Annotated in this window: 24 protein-coding genes and 4 pseudogenes; 11 read left to right on the plus strand and 17 right to left on the minus strand. The window is 54.5% G+C overall.

Annotated features, from left to right (window positions below):
• Window positions 1-63: 63 nt before the first annotated feature.
• The 4 genes and pseudogenes from ACTBDU_RS08790 to ubiG all read right to left on the minus strand — a co-directional run bounded on the left by ACTBDU_RS08790 (window position 64) and on the right by ubiG (window position 6,126).
• A pseudogene (locus tag ACTBDU_RS08790) lies at window positions 64-1,188 on the minus strand (IS3 family transposase).
• Between the two features lie 179 nt (window positions 1,189-1,367).
• Window positions 1,368-2,498, minus strand: coding sequence for a class Ia ribonucleoside-diphosphate reductase subunit beta (nrdB, locus tag ACTBDU_RS08795; protein ID WP_438806207.1), 1,131 nt, complete (start codon window positions 2,496-2,498; stop codon window positions 1,368-1,370).
• A gap of 49 nt (window positions 2,499-2,547) precedes the next feature.
• Window positions 2,548-4,833, minus strand: coding sequence for a class 1a ribonucleoside-diphosphate reductase subunit alpha (gene nrdA, locus ACTBDU_RS08800; RefSeq protein ID WP_438806208.1), 2,286 nt, complete (start codon window positions 4,831-4,833; stop codon window positions 2,548-2,550).
• 543 nt (window positions 4,834-5,376) lie between these two features.
• Complete coding sequence (gene ubiG, locus ACTBDU_RS08805; RefSeq protein ID WP_438806209.1) at window positions 5,377-6,126, minus strand: bifunctional 2-polyprenyl-6-hydroxyphenol methylase/3-demethylubiquinol 3-O-methyltransferase UbiG; 750 nt, start codon at window positions 6,124-6,126, stop codon at window positions 5,377-5,379.
• Between the two features lie 241 nt (window positions 6,127-6,367).
• Here ubiG and gyrA point away from each other — a divergent pair, with 241 nt between their 5' ends.
• The 4 genes and pseudogenes from gyrA to ACTBDU_RS08825 all read left to right on the plus strand — a co-directional run.
• Complete coding sequence (gene gyrA, locus ACTBDU_RS08810) at window positions 6,368-9,028, plus strand: DNA topoisomerase (ATP-hydrolyzing) subunit A (RefSeq protein ID WP_438806210.1); 2,661 nt, start codon at window positions 6,368-6,370, stop codon at window positions 9,026-9,028.
• Window positions 9,029-9,141: 113 nt separating this feature from the next.
• Window positions 9,142-9,954, plus strand: coding sequence for a hypothetical protein (locus tag ACTBDU_RS08815; RefSeq protein WP_438806211.1), 813 nt, complete (start codon window positions 9,142-9,144; stop codon window positions 9,952-9,954).
• Window positions 9,954-10,076, plus strand: a complete 123-nt coding sequence (locus ACTBDU_RS08820; protein ID WP_438806212.1) for a hypothetical protein — start codon at window positions 9,954-9,956, stop codon at window positions 10,074-10,076. Before ACTBDU_RS08815 ends, ACTBDU_RS08820 begins: the two co-directional genes overlap by 1 nt.
• Window positions 10,077-10,089: 13 nt before the next feature.
• Window positions 10,090-10,552, plus strand: a pseudogene (locus tag ACTBDU_RS08825) (response regulator); the annotation flags it as partial.
• Between the two features lie 75 nt (window positions 10,553-10,627).
• On the opposite strand, the pseudogene rcsB reads toward ACTBDU_RS08825, so the two are convergent.
• From rcsB to ACTBDU_RS08890, 13 genes and pseudogenes are all read right to left on the minus strand, one after another.
• Window positions 10,628-11,281, minus strand: a pseudogene (gene rcsB / locus ACTBDU_RS08830) (response regulator transcription factor RcsB).
• An 8-nt stretch (window positions 11,282-11,289) separates the two neighbouring features.
• Window positions 11,290-11,676 carry an Hpt domain-containing protein gene (locus ACTBDU_RS08835; protein ID WP_438806233.1) on the minus strand — a complete coding sequence of 129 codons (387 nt, stop codon included), beginning with the start codon at window positions 11,674-11,676 and terminating at the stop codon, window positions 11,290-11,292.
• A 42-nt stretch (window positions 11,677-11,718) separates the two neighbouring features.
• Window positions 11,719-11,799: a hypothetical protein gene (locus tag ACTBDU_RS08840; RefSeq protein WP_438806234.1), complete on the minus strand. Its 81-nt coding sequence runs from the start codon at window positions 11,797-11,799 to the stop codon at window positions 11,719-11,721.
• Complete coding sequence (locus ACTBDU_RS08845) at window positions 11,793-12,188, minus strand: ATP-binding protein (protein WP_438806235.1); 396 nt, start codon at window positions 12,186-12,188, stop codon at window positions 11,793-11,795. Before ACTBDU_RS08845 ends, ACTBDU_RS08840 begins: the two co-directional genes overlap by 7 nt.
• Window positions 12,189-12,258: 70 nt before the next feature.
• Window positions 12,259-12,699: a hypothetical protein gene (locus ACTBDU_RS08850; RefSeq protein WP_438806213.1), complete on the minus strand. Its 441-nt coding sequence runs from the start codon at window positions 12,697-12,699 to the stop codon at window positions 12,259-12,261.
• A 9-nt stretch (window positions 12,700-12,708) separates the two neighbouring features.
• A complete protein-coding gene (locus ACTBDU_RS08855) occupies window positions 12,709-13,155 on the minus strand; it encodes a hypothetical protein (RefSeq protein WP_438806214.1) in 447 nt (148 codons plus the stop codon).
• Window positions 13,148-13,354, minus strand: coding sequence for a hypothetical protein (locus ACTBDU_RS08860; protein WP_438806215.1), 207 nt, complete (start codon window positions 13,352-13,354; stop codon window positions 13,148-13,150). Before ACTBDU_RS08860 ends, ACTBDU_RS08855 begins: the two co-directional genes overlap by 8 nt.
• A gap of 30 nt (window positions 13,355-13,384) precedes the next feature.
• Entirely contained in the window at window positions 13,385-13,609 is a 225-nt protein-coding gene (locus ACTBDU_RS08865) for a hypothetical protein (RefSeq protein ID WP_438806216.1), read from the minus strand.
• On the minus strand, window positions 13,581-13,988 hold the full coding sequence (locus ACTBDU_RS08870; protein ID WP_438806217.1) for a hypothetical protein: 408 nt from the start codon (window positions 13,986-13,988) through the stop codon (window positions 13,581-13,583). The genes ACTBDU_RS08865 and ACTBDU_RS08870 overlap by 29 nt, the downstream gene beginning before the upstream one ends.
• 24 nt (window positions 13,989-14,012) lie before the next feature.
• Entirely contained in the window at window positions 14,013-14,225 is a 213-nt protein-coding gene (locus ACTBDU_RS08875; protein ID WP_438806218.1) for a hypothetical protein, read from the minus strand.
• On the minus strand, window positions 14,209-14,352 hold the full coding sequence (locus ACTBDU_RS08880) for a hypothetical protein (RefSeq protein WP_438806219.1): 144 nt from the start codon (window positions 14,350-14,352) through the stop codon (window positions 14,209-14,211). The genes ACTBDU_RS08875 and ACTBDU_RS08880 overlap by 17 nt, the downstream gene beginning before the upstream one ends.
• Before the next feature lie 134 nt (window positions 14,353-14,486).
• Entirely contained in the window at window positions 14,487-14,726 is a 240-nt protein-coding gene (locus ACTBDU_RS08885; protein WP_438806220.1) for a hypothetical protein, read from the minus strand.
• Window positions 14,727-15,357: 631 nt separating this feature from the next.
• Window positions 15,358-15,630: a DUF4186 family protein gene (locus ACTBDU_RS08890; protein ID WP_438806221.1), complete on the minus strand. Its 273-nt coding sequence runs from the start codon at window positions 15,628-15,630 to the stop codon at window positions 15,358-15,360.
• Window positions 15,631-16,335: 705 nt separating this feature from the next.
• On the opposite strand from ACTBDU_RS08890, the gene ACTBDU_RS08895 reads away from it, so the two are divergent.
• The 7 genes and pseudogenes from ACTBDU_RS08895 to ACTBDU_RS08925 all read left to right on the plus strand — a co-directional run bounded on the left by ACTBDU_RS08895 (window position 16,336) and on the right by ACTBDU_RS08925 (window position 21,501).
• Window positions 16,336-17,445 (plus strand): porin, encoded by a 1,110-nt coding sequence (locus ACTBDU_RS08895; RefSeq protein WP_438806222.1) that lies wholly within the window; start codon window positions 16,336-16,338, stop codon window positions 17,443-17,445.
• A gap of 69 nt (window positions 17,446-17,514) precedes the next feature.
• Window positions 17,515-17,646: a hypothetical protein gene (locus ACTBDU_RS08900; protein WP_438806223.1), complete on the plus strand. Its 132-nt coding sequence runs from the start codon at window positions 17,515-17,517 to the stop codon at window positions 17,644-17,646.
• A gap of 277 nt (window positions 17,647-17,923) precedes the next feature.
• Window positions 17,924-18,535: a glutathione S-transferase family protein gene (locus ACTBDU_RS08905; RefSeq protein WP_438806224.1), complete on the plus strand. Its 612-nt coding sequence runs from the start codon at window positions 17,924-17,926 to the stop codon at window positions 18,533-18,535.
• A gap of 161 nt (window positions 18,536-18,696) precedes the next feature.
• Window positions 18,697-19,080: an ABC transporter substrate-binding protein gene (locus ACTBDU_RS08910; protein WP_438806225.1), complete on the plus strand. Its 384-nt coding sequence runs from the start codon at window positions 18,697-18,699 to the stop codon at window positions 19,078-19,080.
• A gap of 21 nt (window positions 19,081-19,101) precedes the next feature.
• Window positions 19,102-19,335, plus strand: a complete 234-nt coding sequence (locus tag ACTBDU_RS08915) for an ABC transporter substrate-binding protein (RefSeq protein WP_438806236.1) — start codon at window positions 19,102-19,104, stop codon at window positions 19,333-19,335.
• A 451-nt stretch (window positions 19,336-19,786) separates the two neighbouring features.
• Window positions 19,787-20,733: pseudogene (gene cbl, locus ACTBDU_RS08920) on the plus strand (HTH-type transcriptional regulator Cbl).
• Between the two features lie 534 nt (window positions 20,734-21,267).
• Entirely contained in the window at window positions 21,268-21,501 is a 234-nt protein-coding gene (locus ACTBDU_RS08925; RefSeq protein WP_438806226.1) for a hypothetical protein, read from the plus strand.
• Window positions 21,502-21,602: the final 101 nt, after the last annotated feature.

Below are 21,602 nucleotides of genomic sequence, written 5' to 3' on the forward strand. Positions count from 1 at the left end.
TTAATGAAAAAATGAATATGTAAGGTTTATTATCCACTCAGCGTACATTACGGCCTGTAGTGGTCAACTGAAACTGGCCACCGCGTTAGAGTTTTTCCAGTGTCTATTTTCTGATTCCTTTGGTGGCAACCCACCGTTATATTCATGCGGCCTGAGTGCGCTGTAATATCCCACGATATGGTCGGTAACTTCATGAGCTGCTTCGCTGAAGCTTTATGTAGCCCGTTACCGGTATCCACTCGTTTTTCAGACTTCTGAAGAAGCGCTCTATCGGACTGTTATCCCAACAGTTACCCCGCCGACTCATGCTTTGTTTGATCCGGTAACGTCACAGCAACTGTCGGAACTGCCTGCTCGTATAGTGGCTTACCCTGTTCGCTGTGGAACATCACTCGGGCTGGTTTACCACGCGTTTCCCATGCCATTTCCAGTGCTTTGATGGTCAGTCTACTGCCCGGGGAGAACGACATAGCCCAGCTCACCGGTTTCCTCGCGAACAGATCAAGAACAACCGCAAGGTATGCCTAGCGTTTCCCGGTCCAGATATACGGCACATCGCCGCACCATACCTGGTTTGGCTCCGTTACAGCGAACTGGCGCTCAAGATATTCGGGATCGCAACGTGCTCCTGACCGCCACGCTTATACCTGTGCGTCGGCTGCTGACAACTGACCAACCCCAGCTTTTTTATGAGCCTGTGCTTGCGAGCCAGCGCCCCATCCGGAAGCCTCTCTGGGTTGCCATGATGGCGATACTTCTCGCGCCAGCGGCGCCCATGGCTGATATTGTGCAGTTCATAACCCTGACTGCGCAATACCGTTCGCCTGCCGTCTGGCCTGTCAGGTTGACTTTCCCAGTATTTGTAATTGCTGCGATGAACCCTGAACACGTGGCAGAGTGTGGCCACAGGACAATGCGCTCTGAGTTTCCCGATTAACGAGAACTGTTTAGGGAGTCTGACATCAAGAGCGCTGTAGCCTTTTTTAATATTTCGTTTTCCGTTTCAATGCGTTGTACCTTCTTCTTGAGCTCACGTATTTCGATTTGTTCCGGGGTTATAGGAGAGGCTTTTGGCGTTTTCCCCTGTCGCTCATCACGCAGTTATTTTAGCCATTTCATCATCGTAGGAAGGCCGACGTCCATGGCTTTTGCTGCTGGCGCGGCGGTGTAATTTTGGTCGACAACCAGTTAAGCGGATTCGCGTTTGAATTCAGGACTAAAATTTTTTCTTTGCATTGGTGCATTCGTGTTGTTCTGATGTGAGCATATCACCTCTATTCAGGTGGTCAAATTCAGTGTGCCACTATACTTTGCGGCAGGAAAGCGCGGCACCGCACGGCCGCAGGTGAATGAGGGGCTGCGCCATGTTACAGCTGGAAGTCGCTAAGGTCCTCGCTGTTCACTTCGACGTCAATCTGACCTACCAGATAGGAACTGACCTCCACCTCCTGCGGCGCCACCTGCACGTTATCCGACACCAGCCAGGAGTTAATCCACGGAATGGGATTAAAGCGGGTGGCGAAAGGCAGATCCAAGCCGACCGCCTGCATGCGGATATTAGTGATGTATTCCACATATTGGCACAGGATATCTTTGTTCAGGCCAATCATGGAGCCATCGCGGAACAGATAGCTGGCCCACTCTTTCTCCTGCTGCGCCGCCAGCAAGAACAAATTATAGCTTTCCTGCTGACATTCGCGGGCGATCTCGGCCATCTCGGGATCATCCTCGCCGGAACGCATCAGGTTCAGCATATGCTGGGTGCCAGTCAGATGCAGGGCTTCATCGCGGGCGATAAGGCGGATGATTTTGGCGTTACCTTCCATCAGCTCGCGCTCGGCGAAGGCGAAAGAGCAGGCGAAGCTGACGTAGAAGCGAATCGCCTCCAACGCATTGACGCTCATCAGGCAAAGATAAAGCTTTTTCTTTAGCTCGTGCAGGTTCACCACCACCGTTTTACCGTTGACCTGATGAGTGCCTTCGCCCAGCAGATGGTAATAGCTGGTCAGCTCGATAGGTCCGTCGTAATAGCCGGAGATATCCTTGGCGCGTTTCAGGATTTCCTCATTGGTGACGATGTCGTCGAACACCAGCGACGGATCGTTGACGATATTGCGGATGATATGGGTATAGGAGCGCGAGTGTATGGTTTCGGAAAACGCCCAGGTTTCCACCCAGGTTTCCAGCTCCGGTATCGAAATAAGCGGCAATAGCGCGACATTGGGGCTGCGGCCTTGGATGGAATCCAGCAGCGTCTGATATTTGAGGTTACTGATAAAAATATGTTTTTCGTGCTCCGGCAGCGCCTGATAGTCGATGCGATCGCGCGACACATCGACCTCTTCCGGACGCCAGAAAAACGACAATTGTTTCTCAATCAACTTTTCAAATATGTCGTATTTCTGCTGATCAAAACGCGCAACGTTGACCGACTGGCCGAAGAACATCGGCTCCAGCAGTTGGTCGTTTTTAACTTGTGAAAAGGTGGTATAGGCCATGGTAACTCCCGTTACACGCGGACGGGATTGCTACCGCCCGCGCCTATGTTCAAATCTTGCAGGCGCCGCTTTCGCAATCGTCCTGCTGCGTCGACTGCATGTCTTCCTGCGTGTCTTCCGCGCCGTCGCGGGTGTTCTGGTAATACAGGGTTTTCACCCCGAATTTGTACGCGGTCAGCAAATCTTTTAACAGCTGCTTCATCAATACTTTACCGGCCGGGAAACGGGACGGATCGTAATTGGTGTTGGCGGAAATGGCCTGATCGACGAACTTCTGCATCACACCCACCAAATGCAGATAGCCGTCGTTGTTTGGCATTTCCCACAGCAGCTCATAGGCGTTCTGTAACGAGATAGATTCCGGCACCACCTGGCGCAAAATACCGTCTTTGGACGCTTTGATACTCACCAGGCCGCGCGGCGGTTCAATGCCGTTGGTGGCGTTGGAAATCTGCGAAGACGTTTCCGAAGGCATCAGCGCCGACAGGGTAGAGTTACGTAAGCCGTACTGCTTGATATCCGCGCGCAGCGCTTCCCAATCGTAATGCAGGGGTTCGCTAACGATGCCGTCGAGATCCTTTTTATAGGTGTCGACGGGCAAAATACCCTGCGCATAGGTGGTCTCATTAAACCACGGGCAGGCGCCGCGCTCACGGGCCAGATCGTTGGACGCCTTCAACAGATAATATTGAATGGCTTCAAACGTGCGGTGGGTCAGATTGTTGGCGCTGCCGTCGGAGTAGCGTACGCCATGTTTGGCTAGATAGTACGCGAAGTTAATTACGCCGACGCCGAGCGTGCGGCGGCCCATGGCGCTGCGGTTGGCGGCCAGGATCGGATAGTACTGGTAGTCGAGCAACGCATCAAGCGCGCGTACCGCAAGCGTCGCCAGCTCGCCCAGATCGTCAAGGCTGTCGATAGCCCCAAGGTTAAAGGCCGACAGGGTACACAGGGCGATTTCACCGCTGTCGTCGTTGACATGCTCCAACGACTTGGTGGGCAGGGCGATTTCTAGGCACAGGTTGGACTGGCGAATCGGCGCCACCGCGGCGTCGAACGGGCTGTGGGTGTTGCAATGATCGACGTTTTGCACATAGATACGGCCGGTGGAAGCGCGCTCCTGCATCATCAGCGAGAACAGCTCCACCGCCTTGATGCGGCGCTGGCGGATGGTGCTGTCCTGCTCATACAAAGTATACAGCCGCTCGAATTCATCCTGATCGGCAAAGAAGGCGTCATACAGCCCCGGTACGTCGGAGGGGCTGAACAGCGTGATGTCTTCGCCTTTGACCAGACGCTGATACATCAGCTTGTTAAGCTGCACGCCGTAATCCATATGCCGCACCCGGTTGGCTTCCACGCCGCGGTTGTTTTTCAGCACCAGTAGGCTTTCGACTTCCAGATGCCACATGGGATAGAACAACGTGGCCGCGCCGCCGCGCACGCCGCCCTGGGAGCAGGATTTGACCGCGGTCTGGAAATGTTTATAGAACGGAATACAGCCGGTATGGAAAGCTTCGCCGCCGCGAATCAAGCTCCCCAACGCGCGGATGCGGCCGACATTGATGCCTATCCCGGCGCGCTGGGACACATATTTCACAATCGCGCTGGAGGTGGCGTTAATGGAGTCGAGGCTGTCGCCGCATTCGATGAGCACGCAGGAGCTGAACTGGCGGGTTGGGGTGCGTACGCCGGACATAATCGGCGTCGGCAGCGATATCTTGAACGTTGAAACGGCGTCATAGAATCGCTTGACGTAATCCAGACGACGGGTCGTGCGCGGATAGCCGGAGAACAGGCAGGCTGCGACCAGCATATATAGAAACTGGGCGCTCTCATAAATTTCGCCGGTCACCCGGTTTTGCGCCAGATACTTGCCTTCCAGCTGTTTGATCGCGGCGTAAGAAAAATTCATATCGCGCCAATGATCGATAAACCCGTCCATCTGCTCGAATTCTTCGGCGCTGTAGTCGGTCAGCAAATGTTTATCGTATTTGCCCATGGCGACCAGCCGCGACACATGATCGTAGAGTTTTGGCGGCTCAAACTGGCCATAGGCTTTTTTGCGCAAATGAAACACCGCCAGCCGGGCGGCGAGATACTGGTAGTCGGGCGCCTCGCGTGAAATCAAATCCGCCGCGGCTTTGATAATAGTTTCATGAATATCGGCGGTTTTGATGCCGTCGTAGAACTGAATATGGGAGCGTAATTCCACTTGGGAAACGGAAACGTTTTCCAACCCTTCGGCCGCCCAGTCGATGACCTGGTGGATTTTATCAAGGTTAATGGTTTCTTTACGTCCATCGCGCTTTGTGACGACCAAACTCTGGTTCATGCGGCAGTATACCTGTCTGAGTGACCCGCAACCGCCCTCGCTGGCGCGCAGGCAAAAATAGCGCCCTGCCAGAGGGCAAACCACTATATATGGGGTCTTTTTGTTAGTTTGGTAACAAGATAGTGACAAAGCCTGCGCAATGCAAGTGAGTAACTTGCTTGCTTTTGTGGATAACCATGGGGAGAAACGGTCATCAAGTGGGTAAGCCGCTATTGTGCCTGCGCTTCGCGCTTGTCAATTGCGGCGGATAAAAATTTCTAAAATAATGTGATCGTTGCTTAATTGAATGCTAACTGTGATGGCCGCCAGAAGGAGACGGAATCGCTGGACGCGCTAGCAGGGGAAAAACGGGGTGACATGACTGGACCGGAGGGCAGGGAAAAAGCAGGGCGAGAAGGCGGTGGTTCTTTGGCAGGAGGGGATAGCAGCGGGCGTAGCCAGGCGGGAGAGAGAAGAATCAGGCGCCGCCGGCGGCAAGGGCAGCCAAGGACGGCGATCGCGCCGGCCGTCCTTGTTGTTAATTGTCTCAGGCAGCAGGGCGCCTTACGCCTGGCGCCGCGCGTGCAGCATATAATTGACATCAACGTTGCCGCCGAGATAGAAACGATCCCGCAGCAGATTGTAATGCAGTCCGATAATGTGCTGCTCGCACAGCGGGGTGTCATCCACCCAACCCAGCAATTCGGCGGGCTTAATGAATTTTGTAATATCGTGGGTCCCCCGCGGCACCATACGCAGCACATATTCAGCGCCGACGATAGCCATCAGCCAGGTTTTCGGGTTACGATTCAGCGTTGAGAAAAACACCTCCCCGCCGGGTTTCACCAAACGGGCGCAGGCCCGCACAATCGACGCCGGATCCGGCACATGCTCCAGCATTTCCATACAGGTTACGACATCATAGGCGCCAGGATGCGCCTCGGCGTGTTCTTCTACCGTCTGCTGGTGATACGCCAGCGTCACACCGTTCTCTAGTGCGTGCAGGCGCGCGCCTGCCAGCGGCTCGGCGCCCATATCCAACCCGGTGACCTTGGCCCCTTCCCGCGCCATGCTTTCCGCCAAAATGCCGCCCCCACAGCCCACGTCCAGCACGTTTTTGCCAAACAGCCCGCCGGCGCGTTCGAGAATATAATCCAGGCGCAGTGGATTGATGCGGTGCAGCGGTTTGAACTCTCCTTCGAGATCCCACCAGCGGGCGGCGACGGCGTCAAATTTGGCAATTTCGTTCGGATCGACGTTTTCCTGACGAGGCGCAGCCGGCTGGCTCGCTTCATTGCTCACTTCAGGGGTCATGTAACAGCTCCTTATTCATTTATCGGCTAAGTATACGCGCAACCGGACCGTCCGGCAGCCTGTTTGCCCGGAAAAGCGGGCATTTTCGGCGTGCCGTCGCGGTTGGGGGGCGCTTGCCGCGACATGAGATGATTCCGCTACGCCTTTCAACGGTGAGGTGCCCTTTCATAGAAAAAAGATGGTATACTTTGACACCTTTAAATCCAGGTAGAAGCTTCATTAGTAGAGGGATAGCGGCTCCATGAGCGACCTTGCCAGAGAAATTACACCGGTCAATATCGAAGAAGAGCTGAAACGTTCTTATCTGGATTACGCCATGTCCGTCATCGTCGGACGTGCGTTGCCGGATGTGCGTGACGGGCTCAAGCCCGTGCACCGTCGCGTGCTGTTCGCGATGAGCGTGCTCGGTAATGACTGGAATAAACCTTATAAAAAATCGGCGCGCGTTGTCGGCGACGTCATCGGTAAATATCACCCCCACGGGGATACCGCCGTCTACGACACCATTGTGCGTATGGCACAGCCGTTCTCGCTGCGTTACATGCTGGTGGATGGCCAGGGCAACTTTGGTTCCGTTGACGGCGACTCCGCCGCGGCGATGCGTTATACCGAAGTGCGCATGGCTAAAATCGCCCACGAATTGCTGGCGGATCTGGAAAAAGAGACCGTTGATTACGTGCCGAACTATGATGGCACCGAGCAAATCCCCGATGTAATGCCCACCAGGATCCCGAATTTGTTGGTCAACGGCTCTTCCGGCATCGCGGTGGGAATGGCCACCAATATACCGCCCCACAACCTCGCGGAAGTCATTGACGGCTGTCTGGCCTATATCGACGATGAGAACATCAGCGTCGAAGGCTTGATGAAACACATTTTTGGGCCCGATTTCCCGACCGCCGCCATCATTAATGGCTGGCGCGGCATAGAAGAAGCCTACCACACCGGGCGCGGCAAAATCTACATCCGTGCGCGTGCCGAGGTGGAAACGGACGGCAAGTCCGGCCAGGAAATTATCATCGTGCATGAAATTCCCTATCAGGTGAATAAAGCGCGTCTGATTGAGAAAATCGCCGAGCTGGTAAAGGAAAAGCGTGTCGAAGGCATCAGGGGTCTGCGCGATGAGTCCGACAAGGACGGCATGCGGATCGTCATTGAAATCAAACGTGACGCGGTGGGGGAGGTGGTGCTCAACAATCTCTACTCCCTGACCCAGCTGCAGGTGTCGTTTGGTATCAATATGGTGGCGCTGCATCAGGGGCAGCCGAAGATCCTGCCGCTGAAGAATATTTTATCCGCCTTCGTGCGTCACCGCCGTGAAGTGGTGACCCGCCGCACGATTTTTGAATTACGCAAAGCCCGCGAGCGCGCGCATATTCTGGAAGCGCTCGCGGTGGCGCTGGCGAATATCGACCCGATCATTGAGCTGATTCGCCAGGCGCCGACGCCGGCGGAAGCGAAAGCCGCCCTGGTTGCGCGTTCATGGGCGCTGGGCACCGTCTCCGCTATGCTGGAGCGCGCTGGCGACGACGCTGCACGGCCGGAATGGCTGGAGCCGGAATACGGCATTCGCGACGGTCAGTATTACCTGACCGAGCAGCAGGCCCAGGCGATTCTGGATTTGCGCCTGCAAAAACTGACCGGCCTGGAGCATGAAAAACTGCTGGATGAATATAAGGAGCTGCTGACCCAGATAGCTGAGCTTATCCGTATCCTGCAGAACCCTGACCGCTTGATGGAGGTGATCCGCGAAGAGCTGGTGGCCATCAGAGAGCAGTATAACGACCCGCGCCGCACCGAGATTACCACCAATACGTCGGATATCAATATTGAAAACCTGATTAATCAGGAAGATGTTGTCGTCACCTTGTCCCATCAGGGTTACGTGAAGTATCAGCCGTTGACGGACTATGAGGCGCAGCGGCGCGGCGGTAAAGGGAAGTCGGCGGCCAGCATCAAGGAAGAGGACTTTATCAACCGGCTGCTGGTGGCGAATACCCACGATACGATCTTGCTGTTCTCGAGCCGGGGACGGATGTACTGGATGAAGGTTTATCAACTGCCGGAAGCCAGCCGCGGCGCCCGTGGGCGGCCGATAGTCAATCTGCTGCCGCTGGAGTCCAACGAACGTATCACCGCCATCTTGCCGGTGCGTGAGTACGAGGAAGGACGCCACGTCTTCATGGCGACCGCCAGCGGCACCGTGAAGAAAACCTCCTTCATTGAGTTCAGCCGTCCGCGCAGCGCCGGTATCATTGCTGTCAACCTTAACGATGGCGATGAGCTGATTGGCGTCGATCTGACCGACGGCAGCAACGAGGTCATGCTGTTCTCCGCTTACGGTAAGGTGGTGCGCTTCCCGGAAAACCAGGTGCGCAGCATGGGGCGGACCGCAACCGGCGTGCGCGGTATCAGTCTGGCCGAAGGCGACCGGGTGGTGTCTCTCATCGTGCCGCGCGGCGAGGGGCCGATCTTGACGGTGACGCAGCATGGCTACGGCAAGCGCACCGCGCAGGCGGAATATCCGACCAAGTCCCGCGCCACCCAGGGCGTTATCTCCATCAAGGTGAACGAACGCAATGGTGAAGTGGTCGGCGCGGTACAGGTGGATAATTGCGATCAGATCATGATGATAACGGACGCCGGTACGCTGGTGCGTACGCGGGTCTCCGAGGTAAGCATCGTGGGCCGCAACACCCAGGGCGTGACGCTCATTCGCACCGCGCAGGGCGAACACGTGGTGGGTCTGCAGCGCGTCGCCGAGCCGGTCAATGACGACGATCTGGATTCGGTGGCAAGCCCTGAGGCGCTGGCGGATGACAGCCTCGCGGATGCTGATGACGCCGATGAGGCGGATAATGGCGTCGAGGGTGACGATGATGTCGACGGCGAACGCGAATAATCGCCACGGCCGGCCGGCGTCGCCCCGGCGAGTAACGGTAACCAAAAAGAGCCGGCGCAACCGCGCTGGCCTTTTTAATTTCGGCTGATTTTCTCTTATCGAACGGTACGGGGTTGAAGTATTTCACTTCGTTTTGCACCACGGTCAAAATATCCCGCTACCTGTTCAGGACGCTGGCGCTCATGCTGTGGGCGCTCGGCGCGCTGTTGTCCTTTCTTTATTTCTGCAGTCTGCAGCAGCAGCGGGAAGCCGTGCTGCGCCAGGAGTATGACAATAGCTACGAACAGGCGCAAAATTATATCCGCCACTCGGCGGACATCATGCGTCAACTGAAATACATGGCGGAAAACCGGTTAACCGGCAGCTTGAGTGGGCTGGATAGGCTAGACGGCAACGCCTCCGGCGCCAAATTGACCCAACCGCGCTACAACACGCTGATACCCAACGACGATTGCGCCAAAGAAACGCCGCGCTTTCATGCCGCGGTCAACGCATTGACCTATTTTCTCAGCTATTGGAAAGATAATTTTTCCGACGCTTACGATCTTAACCGAGTGTTTTACATCGGCGGAGAAAGCCTGTGCCTGGCGGATTTCAGTATGCGCAGCGCAGAGAACGGCGAGGATGCCGCGCCGAAAAGTCTGGTGCGCCAGGTTATCAAATTCCGTAACGCGCGCCTCACCGACCGGCAAGGCACCCAATATTGGGTTACCCCCGGCAACCGGCACGACAGCGGCAATTACTACGTCCTTATTCCCCTTTACAGCGGCAATAAGCTGAAGGCCCTGATTGGCATTGAGCAAACAATACGGCTGGAGGATTTTGCCAGCGCCAGCAATTTGCCGCTTGGCCTGACCCTACTCGATCAGAACAAGCTGCCGCTACTGAGTTTGACCAGCGGGGCGAGCGCGGCGCGGCGGCGCTGATGTGCCTGACCTGGCTGTTTGAGCGCAGGATACTGGAGCCGGCGGAGGAAATCCGTCCCGGTTATTGGCACCTAAGCCCGGCATTTGCGGGGGATCTGCCGCTGCTGCTCAACTACCTTTAATCGCAATGACCAGGCGATATGGCCCGCGCTGCCTGCGCCGCCGGTGATGATGCCCGCAAGCGTCGCCAACGAGGATATATTGATACTGGTCGTCGATGACCACCCGATCAATCGCCGCTTGTTGGCCGATCAGTTGGGCTCGCTAGGATACCAGGTTATTACCGCTAACGACGGGCTGGATGCGTTGAATGTCATAAGCCGGCAGGCGGTGGACATTATTCTGAGTGACGTCAATATGCCAAATATGGATGGTTATCAGTTTGCCCGCGCGCTGCGAACGCAGGGCAGGGTGACGCCCGTCATCGGCGTCACCGCCAAATGCGCTGGCGGAAGAAAAGTAGCGCTGTCTCGATGTGGGTATGGACAATTGCCGGTCAAAACCAGTGACGCTTGAGATTCTTCAGCCGGTGCTTGTGGCCTACGGTCAAAAGGTGCGGCAGGCGCGAAAAGAGGCTGACCTGGATAACCAACAGTAACGTGCGGCGCGCAGAGCATATGGCTTACAGCGGCGCGGCGGCACACTGTGCTGCGCGTCCGATATAAAGGCAGGTTTAATCTTTGTCGACCGGCGCCATGCTTACCGACGACAGGTAATTCAACAGCCCGATATCATTTTCCACGCCCAGTTTGAGCATGGCCGATTTTTTCTGGCTGCTGATAGTTTTAATACTCTGATTCAGTTTTTTGGCGATTTCGGTCACCAGAAAACCTTCGGCAAACAGCCGCGATACTTCGCTTTCCTTAGGCGACAGGCGTTTATCACTGTAACCCGCCGGCGCTAATGCGTTCCAAAAGCTTGGCGCCGCTCTTGGGGGTGTACTTCTTTCCTTTTTGCAGCGAGGACAGCGCTTTCGGCAGGTCGGTGGGCGCGCCCTGTTTCAACACGATGCCGTCGATATCCAATTCCAGCACCGCACTTAAAATGGCCGGGTTATATTGTTCATGGTCAGGACGATAATCGCCAGGTGAGGATAATGACGCTTAATGTATTTGATAAGCGTAATGCCATCGCCGTATTTTTCACCCGGCATGGAGAGATCCGTCACCAAGACATTCGCATCCAGCTTGCCAAGACTGTTAATCAGGGCGGTGGAATCCTCGAACTCGCCGACCACGTTGACCCATTCGATTTGTTCTAAAGATTTTCGAATGCCGAACAGGACGATCGGATGGTCATCGGCAATGATGACATTAAGGTTGTTCATAGTTATGGCTACCTTGCATGCCGCAGCATTTTAGTGACAAAAACACCAATTTGGTGGATCTCGGATCCTATCTCAGATACATCGTGTTGTTTAATGTAAAACTCAAGGGATTTACAAGCACGTTTACCCGCCTCCCGGCCGAGCATCGCGAACACCCCTTTCAGACGATGAGCGGTTTGCGCCAGCGTATTCATATTCAGGTCGCCGCTTTCCGCTTTAGTATACAACCTCTTTACGTCATCGGGTACTGTCTCAACGAACAGGGCATAATAGTCACTGTCCTGTAACTGGTTTTGGTACCCGCCGTCGCTTATTGGCTCGCCGGTCGCCTGATCCCGCTCATCTTCCGGCTCCGCCAGCCGCTGCTCGATCAGCGGCAACATCGCCTCAAGCATCGGCACGCTGAAATTTGTAATTTACCTGGATACGCCGGGTAGTCAGCGCCATGACCCCTGAGCGTCTCCGTTCAGCAACAGCGCATAATCCTCCATGCGCGCCGGGTCATCCGTCATCAGCAAATTATGTTCTTGGCCGAGGTGATGTTCATCAACGTAAACGCACTCGGCACCCCATCCAGCATGGCGCTGACAATGGTGCGAATTTCTTCGTGACGAATGTCAAGCAAGACTAATGTGTCCTGCAGCAGTTTTTCGGCTTCCTTGCCGTCTTCGCCCTCAAGCGGGGCCAGCGGCAGACTAAGGCTATATCGCGTGCCGATATCCACCCGGCTTTGTATCGCCAGCCGCCCGTTCATTCGGCGGCAGAGCTGATCGCACAAAAACCAAGTGAGTCCCGAACCGCGCTGATACCGGTCTTGCTGCTGTGCCGGGCTGACAAACGGCTGGCTGAGGTTGGCCGGTTTTTGCTCGCCGATGCCGCTGCCGGTATCGCTGAGGGTAAAGGTTATCGCGCCGCCGGCGTCATCATTGCTTACGCGCTAGGTAATTTTACCGAAGTGGGTGGTGGTGATGGCGTAATCAAGAATCAGCGCGATCACTTTGCTGACAGCCTCTGCGTCGCCCGAATAGCAGCAGGTAGTGATGAAACAGGCCTAACCCTTTTTGACTCAAAAGCGGTAAGCGGTCACGCAGCACATCGTCGCACAATTGGTGCAGGTTAAAAGGTGCGTTGGCCGGTTGCCACTTTTGCAGCTCCAGGTGGGTGAGCAACTGCAAATTATTGGTCAGCCCCATCAGCCGTGTTGATTCCTGACGCAACTGCGCCAACAATGTCACCTGCTGATCCTCCTGAACGACCGTGATACGCTCTACCAGCTGGCCGATCGCGGCCAGCAGCGCATTTAACTCCTGCTGGATGTTGTTGAGTATTGCCCGCCACGCTTCGTGGTTTTTATCCAATTCCCGCTGGGCATGCTGCAATTTTTTATTGACCAACTCCTCTTTGTTCTGGTCCAGCAATTGGAACAGCTAGGTTTGCGGCGAGAGCTGGCTTTTGAACATATGAATTTTATACACTTCATTGTTCACCGTGGCCTGAATGACGCCCTGATCTCCCTCCGCCAGATTGGCGATTTTTTGTAAGCTCAGGTGCAGTAGCAGGTGATCCCCGATCTTATTGCTGGCCACCAAGGTATTGTCGCTGAAATTATAAATCAGCAGACCCAATGGCAGATTAGCGATCACTTCCTGTCCCAGCGTTTGATGGGATTTAAGCTGTTGCACCATATCGATATTGGGCCGCAGCAAGTTTTTGCGCACCAGATAAATACCGAGCAAGGAAAAGGCAATCAGCAACAGATCGATGAGCACCAGCCACAGATTATTATGCAGCAGGTCCAGCGCCAGGCTGATAAGCGATACCCGGTAGGTCATGGACAGCGGCGCATTGGATAACGGCGCCGTGATTTTAAGCATGGCGCCGTTCATCCGGCTGAAGACGCGCGGCGCCTGGGCCACCGTCCATGTCGTCGTCATCCACGCTGGCGTCGGCGGCGTTATTGTCGGCGGCGCGATTAAGCACGAAATTAGCGCGTGCCATGTTTAGCTGAATAATATCGTTGATTGGCAAATCAAAGGCGATGATGGTAGCCAGCCGGGCATGATTGAAAATCATGCGCGGGGTAAAATAGTAGTCGTTAAGAAATCAGTATTTGCGCAGGGGAGAGAAACTCTCGCGTTCATCCAGGATATTGGCCTGTTGCAGCATTTCGCTGCGGCGTGAATCCACCAGCGAGCCGATATAACTGTCGCGAAAGCGGGGATTTGTTTCGCGCAGCGGCTGCGTGGAGATGAGCGTCAGACTGTTATCGCTGCCGTTAAGATAATACAGCGTGAAGCTGTTATTTTCCGCCCCCCCACAGCACATCAAGATAGCGCGACATCGCCAGCGCGTGGGTATAGGTTGCGCTTTCATGACTGCCGAAAATCATCGCATCGGTTTTCTTATGCGGCTTGTCGACAAAATACACGTCCAGACGCAGCCGCACCTCCTGCGCGCCGTTTGGCTGCAGCGCCAGCGGGTCGTTTTTGCCGGAGGCATCGTAAAGCTGATAGGCGGCGACGCGGTATTTGTCGATGCGTTTTTGCATGGCGCCGGTAATGGTGCTCAGACTATGCTGTTTTTCCACCACATAGGTACTGAAAACCTGATAACCTAGGACCCACAGCGACAGGAGCAACAGCAGAATAAACACCAGAAAACCGCGCAGTAGCGCGGTGGAGGTTAACGCGATTTTTTTGATTTGCATAACGGGCCCGGCTGTTATTGTCCTTTAATGGGTCATGCGGCGCGCGCTGGCGCTGACCACCAGTAATAATATCGCTACACAGCCAAAAGCGACATACAGGCTGGTTAAATGGGGGATGAAGCCTATCAGGGCAGGGCCGGTAAGGATACCGGCATAGCCCACCCCGGAAATGGCCGCCACCGCCAGGTGGGGTGGCATATCCCGCTGGTCGCCCACGACGCTAAACAATAGCAGCAAATAGCGGCACCAGGTTGGCGGCGCCAAAGCCCAGCAGCAGAAAGCTGAGCAGCGTCACCGTCGGAACGTCAATGGCGATAGCCAGCAATAAGCCCGCTGCGGCGCACAAACTGCCGCCCAGTAGCATGCGAAAGCGGCTAAGTCATTGATAAACTTATCGCCACACAGCTGATAGAGAATCATGCTGATGCAAAACAAGGCGTAGCCCAAGCCGCCGGCCGCGCTGTTCATGCCGCGTTCATGAGTAAGAAACAGGGCGCTTCAGTCCAGCATAGCGCCTTCCGTTAAAAACAGAATGAAACACAACAAACTGATCGCCAATACCCGTCTGTGGGGACGAACGAACAGCGGCGCCCTTTGATCCTCGTCCGTCACGGTCAGTAGCTGGCCGGCGGCCAGCGCCAACAGGACCAACAACACCGCCACGATAGTCAGCACGCTCGGCAGAGGCGTCAGCGCACCGCTGGCCTTTGCGCTGACCAGACCGCGGCGCCGGTACACTCTCAAGCCACGCCAGCAGCGACAGTGTCGCTCCCAGCACGCAGACTGCTGCGATGATGGGCCGTTTGCAGCCTAGCCGGTGCGCGCAGGGTGTCGCCAACGGCATCGCCAGCAGCGAACCGATGCCCAGACACAGCATCAGCAGGCCGAGGGGAGCATCGTTTATCGCGAGCCGCGCTTTGGCGAAGGGAACCAGCGGCGCCCAGGCAGACATCGCAAAACCAGTAATAAAAAACACCACACGGGTGGCGATGCGCACCGGATAGGCGGGGCGCAAAACGGAGGGCAGGGCAGTGGTCATAATAGTAGGCCGCGAGCTTGAGTCCTGGTGTAAAACGCGACCCTAATGGCCCGCACAAAGGGTTAGGGTGCAACATGCGGCAGGCATGGGACGCCATAAAACGGATGCCGCCATAGGCAACGGAGGGCCTCCCTGTGCTGGTGCCAGGCAGCACCAGCACCTCCTGACACCTATCTTCCAGCAGGTTGGCGGGGCGCAAGAGGCTGCCGGGATTACCCGGGCGGCTCACGTTTGACCGCCGCTGCCGCGACGCTCCAGCCACAGGGCTATCATCGCCACAATAAACGCCTGTTCCGCTTCGCTAAGCGCCACGCCACGCGGTATGCTATATCACTTCTCCAGACAGCCGCGCCAACAGGTCGCGGTCGCGTGTTGGGCGACAAAGACCAAATGGCTCCGCCACGGGGTTTGTTTCCCGTCTTTGGTCGGGAGCGCTGGCGCCAGCCGGCTGGCGATGAAATCCCGCGCGTGGTTCAAGATGACCGTCATTCCTTTGGCGTACAAATAGTCGTTATCGCGCGGGTTAAGGGAGAAGCGGCGCCGAAAGGCCGATTGCTGCAGGCGCTGCCATATTTGCTCTTTGTCCTTCGCATCTTGGGTCATTTTGGTACCTCGCCCAGGCAGGCCGCCTGCTTCATCTGCACAAGGCGCACAGTGTAACACGCCATGCGCCGGCAAACGATGGACAGAAAGGAGACAATTTGCGCCGTTCACTTCATTGTTTTACCGCAGGATAAGCCGGTATGAAGGGGAGCGGGAGGAAAATAAATAAATTCCTGCGCTGAAATAAGACGCCATGGGAAGAAAGATAAAGAATGCTTCCTTTGTTTATTATGTTGTTCACTATTATTTTTAAATATGGGTTTGCTCGCTAAAAGATGTCATTATTCTCGTTGTTATTCTCGATCTTTCTCACAGTCTCGCTAAAAAATAACGACGCAAGATGAAAAAGGAAGGGTGCTCTTAAAGGGTATACTGGGGGTTTATATTGCGCTTCTTATGGATCATGTCTGATAATATTTTTTTAATGTAATGTTTTTAAAGTCTTTTTCTTTGTGACTAATGTTATTCATTAGTCGGGTAATAGGGTAATTTTATTATTTTTGTTTATATCATTATGATGTATATCGGTTATTTGTTGCCATTCAATGGCTTGAAAGGTCAAAATTCATCGAGTATGATTCCGCCGTTAGTTCAATATCCGATCTATCAGTGACATCAAGATCTGTTGAATGCTCGTTTTTATTTGGGCCTCTGCGGATATCAAATTATTAGTGGCAAAATATAATAAATATAGAGGGTATTAACATGAAACTACAGTATCTGTCTGTGCTCGTTTCGGCTATGGTAATAACCGGTAGCGCCGGGGCAGCCGAAGTTTATAATAAAGACGGCAATAAACTGGATCTGTTCGGTAAATTCAACGGCATGCGCTATATGTCCAGTGATGATGCTAAAAACGGCGATCGCTCCTTCATCAGTTATGGTTTCAACGGGGAAGCCCAGCTTAGCGAAGGCATTACCGGTTTCGGTACCTGGGAGCAAGAAGTCGGACTGAGCCACGCCGAAAGCGAAGGCGCGAAAAGCAACTTCACCCGCCTGGGTGGGTTCGCCGGTATCAAATTCACCGATGCGGGCAGCATTGACTATGGCCGTAACTACGGCGTGCTGTATGACGTCGGCGCCTGGACCGATATGATGCCGGAGTTCGGCGGCGATACTACCGTCACCGACAACTTCATGACCGGGCGCGCCAATGGCGTGTTCACCTATCGCAATACCAATTTCTTCGGAATGGTCGACGGCCTGAACTTTGCGCTGCAGTATCAGGGCAAAAACGACACCAAGAAGGATGAGAAAAACGGGCGTGGCTTAAATGAGGCGAACGGCGATGGCTACGGACTGTCCATAACCTATGATTTTAGTAACGGTGTTTCCGCTGGTGCCGCCTATACCAGCAGTAATCGCACTTTGGCGCAGCGTATGATGAACAGCGCGTGTAATGAGGAAAGAGCCGAAGCTTACTCTTTGGGTCTGAAATATGACGCTGACAACCTCTATCTGGCCGCGCTGTACAGCGAAACTCGCAACATGACGCCTTATGGCGGTTTCTCGGACCAGGCGAAACACGGTTTTGCTGATAAGGCCCACAATCTTGAATTGGTCGCACAATACGCGCTTGATTTTGGCCTGCGCCCCTCGGTCGGCTATCTACAATCGCGGATTGACAGCGATTATCAGGGCAAAAGCCAAACCATTAAGAAATACCTCGAAGTGGGCGCCAGCTATAACTTTAACAAGAATATGCTGACCTTCATTGACTATCGCATCAATCTGCTGTCCAAAAATGACTTTACCCGTGACACGCAGATTTCTACTGACAATATTTTAGCAGTGGGCATGACGTACATGTTCTGATGCGTCTGTTGATGTAGAGAATAAGGTTTTAAGAAACGAAACGGACGGTGTAACCGTCCGCACCGTTGTTTGGCAAGAAATACTGTCACCTTAGCCCTATGCGGCGAAGAGGCCAGCGGTAAAGTGATGCCTGCGTGCAGGATTGCTGCGGGGGAAAGGAAAGTGATGGGGCAAACCGGTGTTAACGATAGCGCTGATTAATCAGCGCTTTTTTGCGCATTTGTTTGACCGCTTTGAATCAGCGAAAATACGGCAAAACCGAGCAAGACGGTTGTAAGAATCAAATTCGTCATTTCTTTGCTCTCCTTTCGTCCTGAAAGGGGGTAGGGTAATAGGATGATTCCGCAAGCGGTAGCGCGTCTTTCCCAACGCCTACCTGCGCGCCGCTGGACTTTCTATCGCGTCGGTTTGTGATTGTCTTTTGACTAAATAAAACTTTATTCTGCTTAGGTTCCCCTCTTTGCCGACAGGGGGCCCTGTGTGCCTATGGAGAACGTTACCGGCCTCGTTGTTTGGTCGGAAAGTCGCTTTGGCGGCGGCGACAACCGGCCTTGCCGATCAACTGACCATCGAGCCGGCGGTCGTCAATAATCCCCACGATAGTCTTTTACAGCAAAATCCATTAGGTAAGATCTCGACGCTTATCACACCGGAGGGGCAGACCCTGTTTGATTCGCGGGTGATTATTGAATTTCTGGATGCCAAAGCCGGTGGTGGCGTGCTGATCCCAAAAGGCGATGCACGCTGGAAGGTGCTACGCCAGCAGGCGTTGGTGGATGGTTTAATAGATGCGGCGCTATTGGTAGTGTATGAGGATCGTTACCGCTTGGAGGACGAATGTTCCCCGGGATGGGTGGCGTGCCAGCAGGATAAAATGGCGCGCGCGCTCGACTACGCCGAAAGTCATTATACGCTTACCCCGGTCGCCGAGACGTTGCATGTGGGAGAAATTGCGCTGGCCGCCGCGCTGGGCTACCTCGATCTGCGTTTTGAAGGCGCATGGCGTCAACGCTATCCAAAACTAGTCACCTGGCTTACTCTGTTTCGTCAGGAGTTACCGGCGTATGACGCCACCGGTCGCCAGCCGTAGTTGCCCACACCAGCGCCTGCCATCGGGGGTGTCCGTCGGTGGGTTAAGGCGCGTACCCGGTTGCCAGGCGCGTAAAGTTTTATTGCAAACAAGGGGAACAGGCTATGTCGAGCCGTTGGCTGTCGAAAGGGGCGGCCAGGGCCGCCGCCACCTCAGTTTAAATGGGATCCCTTTGCGCTTCGGCGGTTGCCGCCCCGGCGCCCGTCAAGGTCACTTTCGTCCAAGAGTGGCCGGTGGCGGATGACTTCTGGATTCCCTGGACGTTGGGTATCAGTGAAGGGTTCTATCGCGAGGAAAATATCAATCTCAATGTGGTGTCGCCGCCAACCGTGGCCGATACCAGGAAATTCCTCGGTACCGGCCGGGCGGATGTCGTCTTTACCACCGCTATGGACATTATTTTCGCCAAAGAGCAGGGCGTGCCGGTGATTTCGATTGGTCGCTATGGCACCGGCAATAACTGGGGTATTTTCACCCCGGCAGGTCAGCCGGTCACGTTAGCGCAGCTTAAAGACAAACGCATCAGTATCTATAACGATGCCTAGACGAAAGCGCAGCTGTCGGTGATGTTAAAAAGCGCCGGTAATCAGCGCTGGCTGGAAAAGAATCCACAGTTGGCCAAGGCGCTTATGCGCGCAACGGCGCGTAGTGTGGGCTATGTCATTGAGCATCCCGACGAAGCTACCACCGCTTTTGCCGCTAAGTACAGCAAATCCTACGACGCGAATTTTGTTAAACAGCAATGGCATGACACCATGCAGGTGCTGGGCGCGCCTGGCGTGATTTGCTGGACGCGGTGACCTCGCTCGGTATTGTGAAAACCACGCTGCCGGTAGACGCTAATTGTACCAACAAATATTTATCACAGGGGCAGTGATAACCCCTGCCGGCGCCGATTTTCTGCCCCGCGCCGGCGGTACGCCACAGAGCCTGTTCACCCCTCGCGCCGACGCGAGAGGCCTGTTACCGGGCAGGCGGCTGACCCGTTACTCGCTGCCGTGGATTGCCGCCGAAATAAGCCGAACCTCAGAGGGTTTCCTGAACGGGCTCGCGGCCCGGTGATGCTTACACTGCTGCCTTCCATCGTTGTTGCGCTGAGCGTCCAGGAGCGGACAGTCGGCGATGCTATGCGGTCACCGCATGGTATAAGTACATTTGTTGCTTAACATTAAAATGTATAACTTACCGCTTTTTTTATTTGTCGATTATATGCAACGCTAGTAGAACTATCTGCTCCAGAGAACAACAGGCGTGAACTTTCAGCAACTGCGTATTGTCCGCGAGTCAGCCCGCTGCAACTATAATCTGACCGACGTTGCGAGTATGCTTTTCACTTCGCAATCGGGCGTCAGCCGTCATATCCGCGAACTCAAGGATAAATTGGGGGTGGAAATCTTCATCCACCGCGGTAAACGTTTGATAGGCATGACGGAGCCGGGCATGACGCTACTGTCGGTAGCCGAGCGTATCCTCGATGAAGCCAATAATATTCGCCGGATTGCCGATGTGTTTGCCAACAAGGATTCCGCTGAGCTCTCTATCGTCACCACGCATACCCAGGTGCGTTACAGTTTGCCGGGCGTCATCAAACAATTCCGCGAGCTGTATCCGCGGGTGCGGTTAGTGCTCAATCAGGGCAGCTCTGAGGAGATCATCGCCATGCTGCAATCCGGCGATGCTGATGTCGGCATCGCCAGCGAGAAATTAATGACCGAAGAGCAACTGGCGGCCTTTCCTTATTACCACTGGTATCACGCGGTGCTTGGTTCCGGAAGAACATGAGTTGACCCGCGCTCCTGAACTCACGCTTGAGACGTTAAGACGCTACCCGCTTATTACCTACCGATACGGCATTACCGGCCGTTCGCGGCTGGATGTGGTCTTTCAGGCGGCAGGGCTGCAGCCGGAAGTCATCATAAGCGCTTAGGATTCGGACGTCATCAAGACTTACGTTGGGGGTGGGTCTGCTGGCGGACATGTCTTATAACCGCGAAAGAGATGCCGGTTTGGTGAGTCTGAGCGCAGAACATTTGTTCGAGGCTAACACCGTCTGGCTGGGGGTAAAACGCGGCCAATTACAGCGTAGATACGCCTGGCGCTTCATTCAGCTCTGCAATTCGCAATTGACGCTAACGGAAATTAAAGAAGCCGTATTCGCTACAGCTGCCCCTGTCGCCGCGCTTGATTATCAAATCTAGCGCACAATACACAGGGTAAGCCGGCCTTCGGACCGCCTTTTTCACGGTGGTGGGCGGGGATGAATAGTATTGTGATAATTATTACTGTTAACAAACTCGGACTAATCCTATAATTACTTATCCTTTACAGAGATAACACCATAAGTCCCTCATGAGTGCCGGAAAGGATAACCGGCGTACGCTCCGTAATATGGGATTTTTTCTAGCAGAAAAGCGCATCGACAACTTACCCTCTCGCAAGAGGGAGTACATCAAAAGTCGCCGGTGCGCTTCTCTGTCGCATCCTGGCAAATCGCGCGCATCTAAGCGCACATCACCGAAACAACCCCGATGATGGTGAATGCCAGTCCAATTAAAAAAGCAACATCGTTGGTATGCATAACATAACCAACGTGCTATCACTTTTACTTCATTATCAATATCATGGTCCCGACTGGCGCTGCGCACTGTGACGCGCTTTCCATTTTGATGAAAAGCCGCGCATCTGTCTGTATTGGCGCTTGCCGCCGGTCCGTTCCGCCACTTTGGATGAACATGGGCGACGCCCGTGAAGGCCGCCTCGACAGTCATCATCACCTGACTCAAGGTGCTAACGGCGGCGTGCGCCTGGAAATCCCTCGTAATGGCATCCTGCGGCGTTTGCCCGCGCAACGCTCACATCACTATGGCGATCCTGTTTCTTTGTGCCTTGTGAAAGGCAACCCATATAATGAGGCTTCTCATCAATTTGGCCGACAGGGCAGCGATGCCCGTTCATTGCGCGTTTAAGAGGGCGCGAATGAAGCCGATCCCGGTGGGCTTGACGGCCGTCGGCGCGCGGTTTAAACGTCGTTTTGGTTATTATGGATATAATTCATTCATTTATTTTT

Source organism: Sodalis sp. (in: enterobacteria) (assembly GCF_051710625.1).
Lineage (GTDB): Bacteria > Pseudomonadota > Gammaproteobacteria > Enterobacterales > Enterobacteriaceae > JBPESN01.

Excerpts from the sequence above, each read along its gene's own strand:
- nrdB (WP_438806207.1), bottom strand. The coding sequence starts at position 2,498 with ATGGCCTATACCACCTTTTCACAAGTTAAAAACGACCAACTGCTGGAG.
- nrdA (WP_438806208.1), bottom strand. The coding sequence starts at position 4,833 with ATGAACCAGAGTTTGGTCGTCACAAAGCGCGATGGACGTAAAGAAACC.
- ubiG (WP_438806209.1), bottom strand. The coding sequence starts at position 6,126 with ATGACCCCTGAAGTGAGCAATGAAGCGAGCCAGCCGGCTGCGCCTCGT.
- gyrA (WP_438806210.1), top strand. The coding sequence starts at position 6,368 with ATGAGCGACCTTGCCAGAGAAATTACACCGGTCAATATCGAAGAAGAG.
- ACTBDU_RS08820 (WP_438806212.1), top strand. The coding sequence starts at position 9,954 with ATGTGCCTGACCTGGCTGTTTGAGCGCAGGATACTGGAGCCGGCGGAG.
- ACTBDU_RS08835 (WP_438806233.1), bottom strand. The coding sequence starts at position 11,676 with ATGCTTGAGGCGATGTTGCCGCTGATCGAGCAGCGGCTGGCGGAGCCG.
- ACTBDU_RS08855 (WP_438806214.1), bottom strand. The coding sequence starts at position 13,155 with ATGCTTAAAATCACGGCGCCGTTATCCAATGCGCCGCTGTCCATGACC.
- ACTBDU_RS08860 (WP_438806215.1), bottom strand. The coding sequence starts at position 13,354 with ATGATTTTCAATCATGCCCGGCTGGCTACCATCATCGCCTTTGATTTG.
- ACTBDU_RS08870 (WP_438806217.1), bottom strand. The coding sequence starts at position 13,988 with ATGCAAATCAAAAAAATCGCGTTAACCTCCACCGCGCTACTGCGCGGT.
- ACTBDU_RS08880 (WP_438806219.1), bottom strand. The coding sequence starts at position 14,352 with ATGCTACTGGGCGGCAGTTTGTGCGCCGCAGCGGGCTTATTGCTGGCT.
- ACTBDU_RS08890 (WP_438806221.1), bottom strand. The coding sequence starts at position 15,630 with ATGACCCAAGATGCGAAGGACAAAGAGCAAATATGGCAGCGCCTGCAG.
- ACTBDU_RS08895 (WP_438806222.1), top strand. The coding sequence starts at position 16,336 with ATGAAACTACAGTATCTGTCTGTGCTCGTTTCGGCTATGGTAATAACC.
- ACTBDU_RS08910 (WP_438806225.1), top strand. The coding sequence starts at position 18,697 with ATGGGATCCCTTTGCGCTTCGGCGGTTGCCGCCCCGGCGCCCGTCAAG.
- ACTBDU_RS08915 (WP_438806236.1), top strand. The coding sequence starts at position 19,102 with ATGTTAAAAAGCGCCGGTAATCAGCGCTGGCTGGAAAAGAATCCACAG.
- ACTBDU_RS08925 (WP_438806226.1), top strand. The coding sequence starts at position 21,268 with ATGGGCGACGCCCGTGAAGGCCGCCTCGACAGTCATCATCACCTGACT.